This is a genomic window from Helicobacter pylori (genome assembly GCF_003638305.1).
Lineage (GTDB): Bacteria > Campylobacterota > Campylobacteria > Campylobacterales > Helicobacteraceae > Helicobacter > Helicobacter pylori_DJ.
In genome coordinates, this window is sequence record NZ_MVYP01000013.1 from 1 (window position 1) to 15,055 (window position 15,055).

Annotated in this window: 13 protein-coding genes and 1 pseudogene; 1 reads left to right on the top strand and 13 read right to left on the bottom strand. The window is 39.6% G+C overall.

The genetic code is table 11. The annotated features are described in order from the left end of the window. On the top strand, positions 1-109 hold a 109-nt coding region (locus EAL04_RS06245), incomplete at its 5' end, for an outer membrane beta-barrel protein (RefSeq protein ID WP_120974054.1). A gap of 144 nt (positions 110-253) precedes the next feature. Here EAL04_RS06245 and EAL04_RS06250 read toward each other — a convergent pair. The 13 genes and pseudogenes from EAL04_RS06250 to EAL04_RS06315 all read right to left on the bottom strand — a co-directional run bounded on the left by EAL04_RS06250 (position 254) and on the right by EAL04_RS06315 (position 15,054). After that, positions 254-979 (bottom strand): TerC family protein, encoded by a 726-nt coding sequence (locus tag EAL04_RS06250; RefSeq protein ID WP_120974056.1) that lies wholly within the window; start codon positions 977-979, stop codon positions 254-256. 6 nt (positions 980-985) lie between these two features. Further along, a complete protein-coding gene (gene corA / locus EAL04_RS06255) occupies positions 986-1,942 on the bottom strand; it encodes a magnesium/cobalt transporter CorA (protein ID WP_000248511.1) in 957 nt (318 codons plus the stop codon). Positions 1,943-1,957: 15 nt separating this feature from the next. Next, on the bottom strand, positions 1,958-3,166 hold the full coding sequence (locus EAL04_RS06260) for a phosphoglycerate kinase (protein ID WP_120974058.1): 1,209 nt from the start codon (positions 3,164-3,166) through the stop codon (positions 1,958-1,960). A gap of 14 nt (positions 3,167-3,180) precedes the next feature. Next, positions 3,181-4,173, bottom strand: a complete 993-nt coding sequence (gene gap / locus EAL04_RS06265) for a type I glyceraldehyde-3-phosphate dehydrogenase (RefSeq protein ID WP_120974060.1) — start codon at positions 4,171-4,173, stop codon at positions 3,181-3,183. Between the two features lie 88 nt (positions 4,174-4,261). Continuing rightward, positions 4,262-4,963, bottom strand: coding sequence for a uracil-DNA glycosylase (gene ung, locus EAL04_RS06275; RefSeq protein WP_120974062.1), 702 nt, complete (start codon positions 4,961-4,963; stop codon positions 4,262-4,264). Next, entirely contained in the window at positions 4,960-5,670 is a 711-nt protein-coding gene (locus EAL04_RS06280; RefSeq protein WP_000841619.1) for a 1-acyl-sn-glycerol-3-phosphate acyltransferase, read from the bottom strand. The genes ung and EAL04_RS06280 overlap by 4 nt, the downstream gene beginning before the upstream one ends. After that, the gene (locus EAL04_RS06285; protein WP_120974064.1) at positions 5,657-6,820 is read right to left on the bottom strand and encodes an SH3 domain-containing protein; all 1,164 of its coding nucleotides are present in this window, start codon (positions 6,818-6,820) and stop codon (positions 5,657-5,659) included. Before EAL04_RS06285 ends, EAL04_RS06280 begins: the two co-directional genes overlap by 14 nt. Positions 6,821-6,826: 6 nt before the next feature. After that, on the bottom strand, positions 6,827-8,191 hold the full coding sequence (locus tag EAL04_RS06290) for a S41 family peptidase (protein ID WP_162982515.1): 1,365 nt from the start codon (positions 8,189-8,191) through the stop codon (positions 6,827-6,829). 246 nt (positions 8,192-8,437) lie between these two features. After that, positions 8,438-11,905: pseudogene (locus EAL04_RS06295) on the bottom strand (type ISP restriction/modification enzyme). Between the two features lie 24 nt (positions 11,906-11,929). Next, positions 11,930-12,751, bottom strand: coding sequence for a carboxylating nicotinate-nucleotide diphosphorylase (nadC, locus tag EAL04_RS06300; protein ID WP_120974068.1), 822 nt, complete (start codon positions 12,749-12,751; stop codon positions 11,930-11,932). Further along, complete coding sequence (nadA, locus tag EAL04_RS06305; protein ID WP_120974070.1) at positions 12,751-13,761, bottom strand: quinolinate synthase NadA; 1,011 nt, start codon at positions 13,759-13,761, stop codon at positions 12,751-12,753. Before nadA ends, nadC begins: the two co-directional genes overlap by 1 nt. Beyond that, positions 13,751-14,554, bottom strand: a complete 804-nt coding sequence (locus EAL04_RS06310) for a phosphatidylserine decarboxylase (protein WP_120974073.1) — start codon at positions 14,552-14,554, stop codon at positions 13,751-13,753. Before EAL04_RS06310 ends, nadA begins: the two co-directional genes overlap by 11 nt. Next, positions 14,548-15,054, bottom strand: coding sequence for a DUF6115 domain-containing protein (locus tag EAL04_RS06315; protein ID WP_000953115.1), 507 nt, complete (start codon positions 15,052-15,054; stop codon positions 14,548-14,550). The genes EAL04_RS06310 and EAL04_RS06315 overlap by 7 nt, the downstream gene beginning before the upstream one ends. Position 15,055 lies beyond the last annotated feature (1 nt).

Below are 15,055 nucleotides of genomic sequence, written 5' to 3' on the forward strand. Positions count from 1 at the left end.
AGGTTTTAAAATCCCTACGATCAACACAAGCTACTATTCTTTCATGGGCGCTAAACTAGAATACCGAAGGATGTATAGCCTTTTCCTCAATTATGTGTTTGCTTACTAGGTGGCGCAAATTCTCTTTTTAAGGGGGCTTCATTACGAAATGCCCCCTATGCGCTTATGAATTTTGATTAAAATTTAGTTGTTCATAAAAGCATGAAAGCCTTTTACAAATAACTCCTTTAATTTTGTTTTTAAAAAACGCTTCTTATTTTTTCATTTTCTTTTCTATGAAAATGTTCAAGCATTCTATGAGCAAGGCAAAACCAATACCCGCATACAAATAATTTTTATCAACATGCAAATGCAAGCCTTCTAAAAACAAAAACACGCCCACAACGAGCAAAAACACAAAGGCTAAAGTTTTGATGCGATAATGCCTTTCAATAAAATCGCCAACGATTTTGGAAAAAAACATCATCACGATTACAGATAAAATAATAGCAAGCGCCATGACTTCTAGGTGTTTAGCGATCCCAATAGCCGTGATCACGGAGTCTAAAGAAAAGACGATGTCTAAAAACATGATTTCTATTAAAGTGATGAAAAAGCCAAACGCTTTTTCTTGGCGTTTTTCTTTAGGGTAGATCTGCTCTTTTAATTCCACTAACGCTTTAAAAGCCAAAAACGCCCCCCCTGCAAGCAGCACCACATCACGCCATGAAAAGCTCATGCCCGCTATAGCGAATAAAGGCTTTTGCAAATGGCTGATGAAAAACAAGCTCCCTAAAAGCCCTATACGAGCGATCATCGCTAAGCCCAAGCCTAAAATCATGGCCTTATTTTGCTGGTGTTTGGGGAGTTTATAGACCATCACCGTGATAAAAATGATATTATCAATCCCTAGAACGATCTCTAAAAGCGTGAGCGTAGCCAAGGAGACTATGCCATGCGGTGTAGAAAGAGCGTCTAAGAGTGAGGATAAAAATTCCATAAAAGGCTACAACCAGCCTTTCTTTTTAAAATAGAGCACAGGCAAAATCGTAGAAATCGCCATGACAATCAGCGCGAAAAGATACCCGTATTGCCATTCTAACTCCGGCATGAATTTAAAATTCATGCCATAAATCGTGCCAATCAATGTGGGAGGCATCATCGCCATAGTCGCCACAGTGAAGAGTTTGATGATTTTATTTTGCTCCACATTGACTTGAGAAGCGAACAGGTTTTGAATGTTATCAAGCGAGTTGAGATTGACCGTTGTAGACTCCACCAAAGAGCTAAAATCGGTTAAAATGATATTTAAATTATTTTTAGTATCGCTATCCACTTTATTGCTCCTTAATAAAGCGGTGATAATGCGCCGTTTGTCAAAAAAAGAATCCCTTAAAGCCACATTAAATTCTTGCAAATTGGACAAGCGCACTAAAATATCATCATGCGTAGAAGTTTCTTTGAAAATGATGTTTTTGCGCAACAGGCTCGTTTGTTTGTTGATCCACTCCAAACATTCCACCCCTTTTTCAAAATACACTTCAAAGATTTTGGTTAGAATATCAAACCCGTCTTCAAATTTTTTAGGGCTAGCCAAAACCTTTTTTTGGATAGAATCAAAGATTTCTAAAGTCCCATAATAGATCGTGAAAAGAATGTTATTGGACAAAATAAAGGTCGCCATTTCCGTGTGGAAAGTCTCATTTTCATCCTGGTTAGTGAAAAAAGCGTTGATCGTAACGCTGGAGCTGTCTTCCCAGTATTTGGTAACTGATGAGACTCGTTGGGAATGATCTGTGTTGTAGTGGATAGCGTATTCTTGGCTTAGAGTGGCTAATTCATTGGGCGTAGGGTTGATTAATTCAAACCATAAAACTTCATTTTCTTCTATATCAAAACCATTAAAGTCATTAAAGCGTTTTTTAATGACAAATTTTTGCTGTTTGAAAAACACATTCACCATAAGCGATCCTTAGAGTTAATGGCGTTTATCCAAAACCTCAAAACAAGGTAAAATTTTGCCCTCTAACAATTCCAAACTCGCTCCCCCACCGGTAGAAATGAAACTCATGTTATCCTTTTCGCCCGCGCGGTTGATCGCATCAATGGTATCGCCCCCCCCAATGAGCGAGAAAGCGTAAGTGTTAGCGATTTTGTGGGCTAAAAAGGTTGTGCCTCTAGCGAATTCTTGTTTTTCATGCACGCCTAAGGGGCCATTCCATAAAATGGTGGGCGCACTCTCTATGACTTCAGAAAATAATTTCAGGCTCGCAGGCCCTATATCAGCGATCTTGTGCTTAGGCTCAATGTCTTGGACGGGTGAAATTTTAATGTGTTTGGGGTTGAGAATATCATCAGTGGTTACAGCGTCTATAGGCAAATAGACTTTGACTTTTTTTTCTTTCGCGCTTTGTAATAACTCTAGGGCGTCATTGATTAGAGCGTCTTCTACAGAAGAATCTTGCACATCATAGCCTAAAGCTTTTAAGAAGGTGTTACTCATCGCCCCGGCAATGATGAGCTTGTCAATGAGATCTAAAATGTTTTTTAATAAAGTGAGTTTGGAGCTGACCTTAGCCCCCCCTACAATCAACAATAGAGGGCGTAAAGGGTGGTTAAACGCTTGATAAAACGAATCAATTTCTTTTTTGAGTAAAAACCCGCTCACTTTAATAGGGGCGAATTGTGCGGTGCCATAAGTACTGGCATGCTTTCTGTGGCTCGTGCCAAAAGCGTCATTCACAAACACATCGCACAAGCTCGCTAAATCTTTAGCCAGATTTTCATCATTTTCTTCTTCGCCTTTTAAAAAGCGGATATTTTCTAAAAGAAAAATCCTTGTGGGCGCGTTTTCGTTTAGGGCTTGCTTGAGTTGCACGATATTTTGAGAAAAAACCACTTCATGATTTAAAAGTCTTTCAAGGCGTTTTAAAAAGGGTTTTAAACTCAATTTTTCTTCAACCCCTTTAGGGCGGCCCAAATGGCTCACTAAAATAATATCCTTAGCCTTGTTGTCAATACAATATTGGATGGTAGGCAAGCTCTCTCTAATGCGCGTATCATCGGTAATATTCAAATTTTCATCTAAAGGCACGTTAAAATCCACTCTAATAAGCACCCTTTTATGATTGACATCCACCTCTTGAATGTTTTTAACGTTTTGCATAAACGACATTTTAGCTAACATGAAAATCCTTTCTTTTAATTTTGTGCTATATATTGCGCCATGTCTATCAAGCGCTCGCTATAACCCATTTCATTATCATACCATGCCAATACTTTAGCATTTTTTTCGCCTATTGTCATGATTTGGTCATCAATCACGATCGCGCTAAAAGGCGAAGAAATAAAATCGCTTGAAACGAGCCTTTCTTCATCAACGCTCACAATCCCTTTAAAGGCATGCTTACTGGCGTCTTTAAGCACATGGTGAACGCTTGCTTTACTCACAACTTTTTTAAAATTTAAAGACAAATCCACCAAGCTCACATTAGGGGTAGGCACTCTAATCGCAAGGCCTGTAATCTTAGAGCCTAAATGCGGTAAGACTAGCGAAATGGCTTTGCTCACGCCGGTGCTTGTGGGGATAAGGTTTAAACCAGCCGCTCTAGCGCGACGGATGTCCTTGTGCTTGGTGTCTAAAAGGTTTTGATCGTTAGTGTAGCTGTGGATGGTGGTTAAAAGCGCGTTTTCTACTTTAAAGGCTTCATCCAAGATTTTGAGTAAAGGAGCGGTAGCGTTAGTCGTGCAAGAGGCGTTAGAAATCACGCTTTCGTTATGGTAATTAGTGTGATTCACCCCATAGACAAAGGTGGGGGCGTTTTGCGTGGGGGCGGAGATGATGACTTTTTTCACGCTGTTTTTAAGATGAGCGCTTGAAGCTTCTAGGGAATTGAATTTCCCGGTGCATTCTATGATGATTTCTGCGTTAGCGACAGAAAAATCAAGCTTGTTAATGTCTCGCTCGCTCAACACTAAAATATTTTTACTATGCCCAATATTTAAGGTTCTATTGGCGTTTAATTTGGCTTCAAAATGCCCATGCACGCTATCATGGCGTATCAAATGCAAAAGAGTTTCTAATTCAGCGGTAGAATTGATGGCTACGATTTCCACGTCTTTTCTTTGACTGGCGACTCTTATAGCGCACAAACCGATGCGCCCGGTCCCATTGATAGCGACTTTAATTGGCATGTTTTCCCTTTATTTAAAAATTAGCATTTTATCACAAATGCTCTTAAATCAAGGCATTCTTAAGGGGTTCTGCCTTATTAAGCATCAATCACAAACTAAAATCAAAATCCTTGCGATAAACCTCTCTATAAGCTTTTTGAACGCTTGTAAAAACACCACTCCCTAAAAACCCCCTAGATAATGGGCTAGGGTGAGGGGCTGTGATGATGATGTGTTTGTTTTTAGGGATTAGCGCGATCTTTTTTTGGGCGACTTTCCCTAATAGCACCACGATTAAAGGGGAGATCGTTTCAAAAAGGCGAATCAATATCCTATCGCTAAAAGCTTCCCAGCCAATATACTTGTGCGAAGCGGCTTGGTTTTTTTCCACGCTTAAAATGGCGTTCAATAAGAGCATGCCCCTTTTAGCCCATGCGCTCAAATCCCCACAACAAGGCACAGGCACGCCCAAATTCGCATGCAATTCTTTAAAAATATTCCTTAAACTTGGGGGGATGGGGGCGTTTTTTTCCACGCTAAAGCTCAACCCCATCGCCACCGGCAATTCTTGTTCATTTTCTAGGTAGGTGGAATGGTAGGGGTCTTGCCCTAAAAGGATGATTTTAACCGCGCTAGGGGGCGTTAGATTGAGTGCATAAAACAGATTAGAGCTTTTAGGGAAAATGGTTTTAGGGCTTTTTAGGGCTTCTAAGTAGCGTTTTTCTATTTCTAAAAAATAAGGCTTTTTAAATTCGCTTTGCAAAAACTCCCGCCAAGCCAAACTCAAAGGAGCGTAGTCAAAAAGCTTCATTGTTCGCTAGGGTTTAATTCATGGTAGTGTTTTAAATACTCTTTTTGCATGCGTTCTTGTAATTCTTCATACCAGGTGGGCGAGTTAAAATCAGGCGTATAGCTTTCTAGCATGACTAAACGGGTGCGGGCTTTATAGGCTTCTAGAGGCTTGGAATTAAAGATTTTAATGGAATTGATTAACACCATGGGCTGGATTTTGAGCTGGAATTTTTCGGCGATGATTTTAGCCCCTTGCTTAAAGGGGAGGAACTTTTCTCCTCCTTTGCCTCTAGTGCCTTCAGGGAAAATCACTAAAGGGCGGTTTTGATCTAGCTTTTCTTTACACGCTTTTAAAAGGCTCACAATCCCCTTTTTATCCTCTCTGTCAATTAAAATCATTCCGGTATCGGTTAAGGCATGCCCATAAAAGGGGATTTCGCCCAACTCTTTTTTAGCGATCCAACAAATATTACTGGGGTGGTAGGCTTCTAAGTAAATAATGTCTAGTAAGCTTTGGTGGTTTAAAACAATGAGTTTAGCGTCCGTATCAAAAGCGCCTATTTTTTCTAAATGAACCCCGGTGAGAGAAAAGAAGCACGAACAAGCCCTACGGCTAGAACGAGCGTTATTGTTTTTGCGGTTAAAATAATTGAAAACAATGATAACGGCTAAGCCTATAGCGATCACTAAAGCCCTATAAATCGCTCTTAAACTATTTGACTTCATCTTTTTTGACCCATCCTATTTGTTCATGCGGCGTTAGGATTTTATAATAATCATCATGCGAGCCTAAGATTTTAATGGGCATTTCATCTTTAGAAAGCCCTAAAATGGTGGAATTTTGCGTGGGCAGAATGCGGATTTTTTTATGAGCGAGCAAAAGGGCTGATTTTTGCGTGAATAAAAGGTTATATAAAACAAACCCTAAGCACAAAACCCCAAGCCCTAAAAAAATGAGTTTGCGCCCAAAAATGAAAAACAACACCAAGAAAAACACGCACAAAGCGAGCAACGCCACGTTAGAAAAGACTAAAAAATTGTTTTTAGGGATGAGATCGCTTTGAATACCGGTAGTGTCTTGAGTGGGAATGGCTGAAAAAGATAAGGTCTTAAACTGCCTATTAGAAAGCGAAAAATAATCAAAAGAAAGGTTTTGAAGGGTTTTAGGCAACACGCAATAATAAAAAACGCTCCCTTCTTTAGCCTTGATCTGGTTTAAAGAGGCGTTATCAAACCCCTGTTTGATCGCTTCTTTGATGTGAAAATCTTCCCAAGTGGCTTCTTTGAACGCTATTTCCATCACCAAAATATTGTTTTTATCGTCATAATCTTTGGTTTTGTATTGCACAACTTGTAAATCTTTGGCCATGACATTCGCATAACGAGGGTTTTTGGACAAATCCGTTACCTGCAAAGCAACTTTGGGGGCTATGGAATAATCTATATACTTGTCTTTATTGGAAAACGCGCTCACTTCTAAGGACGGAATAATCGCTTTTACGCCTTTAATCTTATAATAATAAGTCGCTCTGAAAAGCTCTTTTTCCACCTTTTTCCATTTAGGCATCTTGTTTAAAAGCTCAATTTGGGTTTTATCCAACCCGTCTTTGATTTTGGCTTCCAAAAACTCAGCGTCAAACAGCAATAAATCATAAGTTACGCCTATAATTTGACCGATATAAACCGGGGTGTTTTCTAAATCTTCTAATTGGGGGATTTTCACATAAGCCACTTTAGCCTTGATCTCTTCTGGCTCATGAGCGTCCTCAGCAACCAAAAAAGCCGCCAAAAAGCTTAAAATCAAACTGATGATTTTAAGGGTTTTGATTGAATGAGCGCAAAAACTCATTAACGATTTTTCAAATAAAAACCCCATGAGTTTTTATTTCTTCTTAGGCGCTTTTTCATCCATTTTCTCATCTACGATAGACCAGGTTTTCAAGCTGTCAATAGCGGTTTTTAGCTGAATATCATCATTGATCATTTTAGGAGTAACCTCTTTTTCCTCTTCATTTTTCTTGTCTTTATCTGCCTCTTTGGAATTAGGGGTTTTATCATCAATTTTTTTAAGCTCTTGCTCTAAATGGTGTTTTAGATCCGCTTCTTTCAAGCTGAATTTATTTTCATTTTCTGGCACTTTACCCGGATAAATCACAATATCAGGCGTGATCCCCTTAGCTTGAATGGTGCGCCCGCTCGGTAAATAATAGCGTGCGGTCGTGATTTTAATCGCTTCGTCTTTATTGACAGGGAGCAGCACTTGCACGCTTCCCTTACCAAAGGTTTTTTCACCGATAATCACGGCTCGCTTGTGATCTTGCAGTGCCCCTGCGACGATCTCGCTCGCACTCGCTGAACCGCCATTGACTAACACCACAACAGGTAAATTGGTATAAGGGGCTCTGCCATTAGCCTTGTATTCTAAATTTTCCTCCTTATTTTTACCTCTTTGAGAAACTAAAACCCCCTCTTTAATGAAAAGGTTAGACAAGCCTACCGCCTGGTTTAATAGCCCTCCAGGATTCCCCCTCAAATCCAACACAACGCCCTTAATGTTGGGGTTAGCCTTCAAGCCGTCTAAAACCGATTTGGTAACATTTTTATCAAAAGAATTGACTCTCACGTACAAATAAGGCGTGTCTTTAATCTTTTTCACATAGACAGAGGGGACTTTAATGATGTCTCTAACGATATTAAACACCAAGGGTTTTGGCTCGTTTTTTCTTACAACGGTGATCTGAATAGGGGTCTTTGGCTTGCCGCGCATGAGATTGATCGCATCATCAATGCTCATGCTCAGCGTGCTTTCGTTATTGATTTTTAAAATGTTATCGCCTGATTTAACCCCAGCCTTGTAAGCGGGAGTGCCTTCTAAGGGGGCAATAACGGTCAAAACGCCATCGCGCATGCCCACCGTGATCCCAAGCCCCCCAAATTCGCCCTCGGTTTGGGCTTGAAATTCCTTAAACTTCTTTTCATTCAAATACGCTGAATGCGCGTCCAAATTAGAGAGCAAGCCTTCAATCGCTTTAGTCATGATCTCAGAAATACTGATTTTATCCACATACTTTTTTTCAATTTCTGAAACCACATTAGAGAAACGACTGAACGCTTCCACCCTTTTAGCCGCTAATTCTTGCGGATCTTCTTTAACCGGCTTGACCGGCTTTTTTTCCTTAACTTCACCACCATGCAAACTCACCGCAAGAGAAATCGCTAACAACCCTTTAAAAAGTCGTTTTGTCATTGTTAATAGCACCACCCATTTTTGAGATTAGAAAGAATCACCTTTAAGGTTTTATTCAATTTTTTGCGTTTATTCTATCTAAAATTTAGATAACATGCCCATTCATTCACTCATTTTGAGCCTAAACGATACAACAAAAACGCATAACTCCCCGATCCGTTCAAATGCAAATCGCAAAGCATGCCCGTTACAAAAACATTAGAAATGGGGCTTACTTTAGAGTCTCTATCGCAAATGAGAGCGAGATTAGGTAATACAGAATAAAGGGAAGGCTGAACCTCCGCCTCTGCGGTAGATATTGTTGTCGCTCGTTTCTTTGCTGATGAATGCGGCATCAAAGTCAAAATCTCCGATGGCCTTGGCTTGGCGCGATAAGATAAGGGCGATATTGGTATTAAATGGGGGGGGGGGTGGATTTTGCAAGATTTCTTGTATTAAGGCTTTGCTCTCATTCCCTTTTAAATGGGGCAAATCGCTCGTTAAAAATCCAAGCGTTTTTTGGATTTCAATCGTGCGCGCGATGACTTTAATGATATTGCTTACATGATCAAAGTCGCAAGACTCGTTTTTGTGGCTTTTTAAATATTTATCTAAAACGCCATACCCCCCTATCATGTAATGATAAATTTCCTCACTCACCCCCCTAAAATAAGCACTATGGTTGATATAAAGGCGTTGTTCTGGCTTTTTATGAGAGGGTTTTTTGGAGATAATGGGGTTACGATCATGTGCTTCTTTGTAGTGAGATTCGCCTATGGTGGGGTCTTTTAATTTTTCAAAGCTGTGATTCAGGCTTTCTTTATTTAAGACATGCAAGCCGATCAATTCAATCCCTAAAAGGCTTAAAGCTCTGAACAAATCTTTATCGTTTGTGAAAAGGATTTTAGGGTAATCGGCTTTGAGAAAATCTTCATAACGCTTGCGGTAGTTTGGGGAATACAATAGCACATAGATATAGCCTAAAACCTCTAGCGGCTCAAAATGGTGGCTATAATGCTTGTCTATAAAGCTTCTAAACTCTGGCGTAAAATTTTCGGTGTAGTTGGGATCTCTAAACTGATAAAGGGGGTAATTAACCCCAGCTCCATTGCCTCCAGAGCTTAACCCTTGATCGTTAATATTGGAGCTTATAAAGCATTGCGTCCAACTTTTATCGTTGTTTTTTAGCTGTCGTGGGGTGTTTAGCGCGACATTTTTGCGCGTTTGATTGGGTGTTTTAGGGTTTGTTGGGGGGGGGGGTAACATGTGCTTAAAAACATCATAAACGGGTCTAGCTAAAAATCCATAACTTTTATCAGTGTAATAAGTCCAACGATAATCAAAGGGGCGGTATTGGCACAAAACAATGTATTTTTCTAATTCATGTTGATTTTTCTTAACATTTTCAATTGCCCTTCCAAGTTTCCAACCTTCAGTATCTTCAATGTCATATTTTCTGCGTAACTCGCTAGGTTCTAAGGTTGAAAAATCTTTTAAAAGCTTTAACAAGCTTTCTTTGTCTTTATGGAAAACGACATGGTCTCGTTTAGAGCAAATACCGGTGCCTCCAACTTGAAACACCTCCTGAACGCTAAACCCTTGCTCGTATTCCTCTAACAAAGGCGTTTCTTGAGGTAATAGCAAGTAAAAAGGCTCTCTTGGGGCAAGCTCAAGCCATTCAATACTATTCAAATCGTTTTGGGCTAAAAAGGCGTATTTTTCAGCCCTTTCGCCATACACATCATAATAATAGATTTTTGGCTTGGTGGCTTGCACCTTTTTGACAAAGAGGTTAATGGACACACCTTGCATGATATTGAAAACGTTTTCATCTTTTGCGCCTTGTGGGGTTTCCTCCTTTTTCCTAGCGTTTCCATGCAAATTTAAGATATAAAGCTCATCGTAGCATTCTAAAAGAGAGCGCCTTAACCCCCTAAAAGTCGGGTTGTCTAAAAAAGCGTTGTTAGAGATAAAGCCAAAGAGGCCATGCCCTAACGATTCGATCTTGTTTTGAGCGAAACGCATGAATTTCACGTAATCGTCTAAGAGCCATTTAGGGTTTTTCTCCTTTTGCAATTTGTATTTGGAATGGAGGCTTTTAAGTTTCTTTAGATCGTTTTTACTGCTGCTTTCTTTTTGTTTTTGAACGTTCTTTAAAAGCGTTTGGATCTTATCGGCAAGTTTAATGTTTTTTTCAATTTCTATGGTTTGAAATTCAGGCTCTATGCCGTAAGTGGCTTTCACTTCCCATTCAAACAAGCCCTTATTCTCGCTCGCCCCGCTATAAGGGGGGTTACCGGTGATGATAAGGATGTTTTCATTTCTTTTGATTTCTTGAGCGTTTGAAAGCTCTTTTTCAAAAATCGGGCTTAGCCCACGATAAGCAACGATCTCACTAGGCTGTATGAGGGTGTTGGTTAAAATAATCTTAAGCGCGTCGTTTTCTTTGAGAGGTTTTTTAAATTCCTCCTTAAAGGCTTGGCTGAGGTTCAAATGAGCGATCGCATAAGGAGCGATCAAGTATTCAAACCCGTAAAATTGCTTCAAGAGGTTTTGGTATTTGTCCTCTTTAGTGGAGGTGCCTCCATCGCTTGTCTTTCTCGTTTCTAAGGCTTTCCTGAACGCTTCCAATAAAAAAGTGCCGGTGCCGGTAGCAAAATCTAAGAGCTTGATGTTTTTGTTATCTAAAGCGCTTTTTAAGCCTAAGGGAGCGTCTTTGAAACGCGTTTTAAGCAGGCTATCCAAAGCGTTAATGATGAATTTCACCACAGAATCTGGGGTGTAATACACGCCCTTTTTCTCTCACAATTTAGGGTCATAAGCGCTTAAAAAGGTTTCATAAAAGTGCAAATAAGGGTCTTTATCGTCATTCAAATCTTTAATAATAGAATCCATATCAACATGATTGATTAAGCTTAAAATTTCATTTAAAAGCCATTGGATTTCTTTGATTGCATCAAGCTTCTTTAAAAAATCCGCCATTTCTCTGATCACAGCGAAGTTTTTAGGGATAGAACTTCTCACATTATCCAAATTAATTTTTTCAAAAGGGTGGTTGAGCTTGGCTATAAAAAGGCTGTAGGTGAGCGTTTGAGCGAACGCATCGCTAAAGTCTTCAAAACTCAATTCTTCATAAAGATATTCTTTAAAATTCTTAAAAATGCTAGAAACTTGCGTGTCTTTTTGGTATTGGATCAAAGCGTCTTTTAAATACCTAGTGGGCGCGCTTAATGCGTTTGCAAAATCTTTAGCGTTAGTGATAGGGGCTGGTTCGTGATTGAAAAAGCCTCTAAACAATTCAATCAGATCGTGCTCGGTTTGCGGTTTGGGTTTTAGGGGTTTAGAGAGTTCATCAGGGTTAGCGATAGAAATTTCTCTTTTAATTAAAGGCTTATTTTCTTCATCTTTCCCTACCCACATAAAATTAAGGTAATCGGTGAGCATGAGGTTGGGGTTTAATTCTAAATATTTAAGGATTTGATCTTTTTTTAAGAGCTGGATAAGATTAGTCCCTACCCTTTTATTTTCTATATAGCCGATGTTAAGCCCTTGATAAGAGATGCGAAAATCAGGCTGACCCCCTTGTTTGTCTTTTTTAGGCTCATGTTCAATCTTAAACTCTTTATTGAAATGGTTTTTTAACTTATCAAGCAAGTTGTGTAAAAAAGGGCGGTGCGCGAGTTCATTCTTTTCAGGCGTAAGATCTTTAATGCTTTCTAAATATTCTTTTAGCATGCTAATAACCCCTTTTTAAAGTCTTTAAGCCATTTTCATGTGCATGTCAATAAAAGTGGCTTGATGGATTAAAGCCCCTACGCTAATGGCATCCACGCCGCTTTTGGCGTAAGCGTTGATGCTCTCTAGCGAGATGTTCCCGCTCGCTTCCAATAAGACAAAGGGATAATGCGCATCTCTGTAAGCGGCAATTTCTTTCGTTTCTAAAACACTCATGTTATCGCACATCACAATATCCGCCCCCGCATTCATGGCGTTTTTGGCCTCCTCAAAGCTCTCGCATTCAATTTCAATTTTAGCCGTGAAAGGCAAGTTTTTTCTGGCATGCGTTAAAAAGCTTTTTAAATCTTTCACATGCTTTAAATGCGTGTCTTTAAGCATTAAAGCGTCATCTAGCCCTAAGCGGTGGTTGCTCGCTCCCCCATTAAGCACGGAATATTTTTCAAAGATCCTTAAAAGGGGTCTGGTTTTTCTCGTGTCCAACAAACGCACTTTGGGAGAATTTAAAGCTTCTACAAAACGATTTGTTAAAGTGGCGATCCCGCTGCTGTGTTGCAAAAGATTTAAAAGGGTGCGTTCAATCTTTAAAAGCATGCTAAAATCCCCCCTAATCTCCATTAAAGTGTCTTTAGGCTTGAAGCGTTCTTTATCTTTAATGGTTTGAACGCATTCAATGCCGGTCATTTGAAGCAACTCTAAAGCGTATTTTTCGCCTGAAAACACGCCCTCTTGTTTAGCCCTAACAAACGCTGTGGCTTTAAAATCTTTTTCTAACACCCTTTCAAACAAATCCCCATGCCCTAAATCTTCTTTTAAAGCGCATTCTAAAAAGGTTTTTATCTCCATTAAGATAACTCCATCATTTTGGTTAAAGCGAGTTTGGCCAAACGCGCCACCTCATCTTTTAATTCAATCGTATTGTAAGCCCTGTGGTTTTTATAGGCTTTTAAGACTTCAAACAAATCCTTTAAAGTCGTTTCATTCATGGTGGGGCAAAGGGCGAGCGTGCTAGAAAGAATGAAAGTGTTTTGATGGTGGCGCTTGGCTTTCAAGCGGTTGACTAAATGGCTTTCAGTGCCTATGGCGACTTTTTGATTGGGGCTTAGCTTTTCTACAAATTCTATGATTTGACTCGTTGATCCGCTAAAATCAGCATTAGAAACCACGCTAGGCTCGCACTCTGGATGGACAGCGATTAAAATATCCGGGTATTTTTGGCGGTAAAATTCAATGTCTTCTAATTTGAAAAGCTGATGCACCGAACAAAAGCCGTTGTAACAAACCACATCAGCGTTTTGGATTTCTTCTGGGCTATTTACGCCTAAAATCGCGCTTTTTAAGCCATTTTCTAGGGCCAGATTTTCCCCCAAGCATTTATCCGGTAAAAAAAAGATTTTTTTATTTTGTTTTAAGGCGTGATCAAAGATCTTAGAAGCGTTCCTGCTGGTGCAGACCACGCCATCATCTTTAGCGACTTTGGCTTTCACTTCAGCGTTAGAATTGATATAAGTGATAGGGTAAAATTCTTTAACGCCGTATTCTTTCAATAAATGGACGCTTCTATCATAGTAATGGCTGTCTATCATCCTCGCCATAGAGCAGCATGAGAGTTTGGGCATGATCACTTGTTTGTCAAAGGCTAGGGCTTTCACGCTCTCACCCATAAAATGCACCCCGCAAAACACGATGAGGTTTTTATCGCTCTGGCTTGCGATTTTGGCTAATTCCAAGCTATCGCCTGTGTGGTGGGCTAACTCTACAATCTCATCTTTTTGATAGAAATGAGCCACTAAAAGCGCGTCTAAATCGTTCAACAATTCTAAAATAGAAGTTTTTAAATCGTTATCAGTTGGCATGAAATTCCCCTATACTTTCCCCAAACTTCACGCTTTTTTCTTTCAAATCTTTAAAAGCGGTGTTTTGAATGAATAAAACGATAGTAGAGCCCATTTCAAAATTCCCTAAATTATCCCCCTTTTTGACCTTAATGGGGGGGTTGTAAGAGTAGGTTTGCGTGAAACGGGCTTTAGCGTTAGTTTGGATATTCTTATCAAAATTAAAACGCATTTTACCCACATTTAACGCCCCCACCGCTACAAAATACAATTGATTGCCTTGAATGTCTTTTGCAACAAGTATGACCCTTTCATTGCCCACAAACAGATTGTTGTTTTTGTGTAGTGAGGGCTTATTGACTGGCAGTAATTTCCCCGCAAAATAACGAGCTTCTAAAATTTCTAAATCGCAAGGGGCGTGGTAGTGGTGGTAATCTTTGGGCGAAAGGTAAAAATTCACATAGAAAAAAGAAGGGCTTAAGGGGTTGATTTCGCCCACTAATTCATGCGCTTTATAGGGCATGCCTTTAATCTGTAAAGCGGTATCGTTGTCTAAACAAGCGCATTCGGTGATTAAAGCGTCGCAAGGCGCGATGCAAATATTAGGGGCTTTGTCAAAGGGCCGTTCTTTTTTTAAAGAGCGCGTGAAAAGGGCGTTCAAGCTCTTGTAGTTTTCTAAAGGCTCAAACTCGCTCAAATCAATTTTAAAGATCTTAACGTAAAGGGCGTTGATGCCTTTTTGGATAAAAGAAGGGAATTTATAACCAGCCACAGAGCCAAAAACCCTTGAAAGAGCGTTGCTTAAATCTACCATTTTAACCCTGCCATGTTCAATATAAATTCCACCTCGCCCTTACTCACTTTAAATTCTTTAGAAATAGAATCCACGCTATAACCCTCTTGATACATTTTTAAAACCTGTTTTTCATTGATCTCATCGCTAACGGCATAATGCCCCATGTCTTTGAATTTGTTTTCTAAAGTAATGATTTTTTCTTCTAAATAATCGCGCTCTTTGTCCATGGATTTTTGGATTTCTTGCAACTGGTTATAAAGGTGTGAAAGGGTCGTTTTTAATGAGCTATCCTCTTTAACGCTTTTTTCTAAAGAAAGGCCTTCCAAACGCCCCTCTAACTCTTTCAAACGCTTAGAATAAATATAATTTTCTTGATAGGATTCGTCTAAGGTTTTTTCTAAACGCCTCATTTTATGGTAAAACTCTTTTTCTTTAAGATACAAATACCCCACCAAGCACACCAACACCAATAAAATCGCTCCTAAAACGACCATAAACAAATCATTAGAAGATAACATG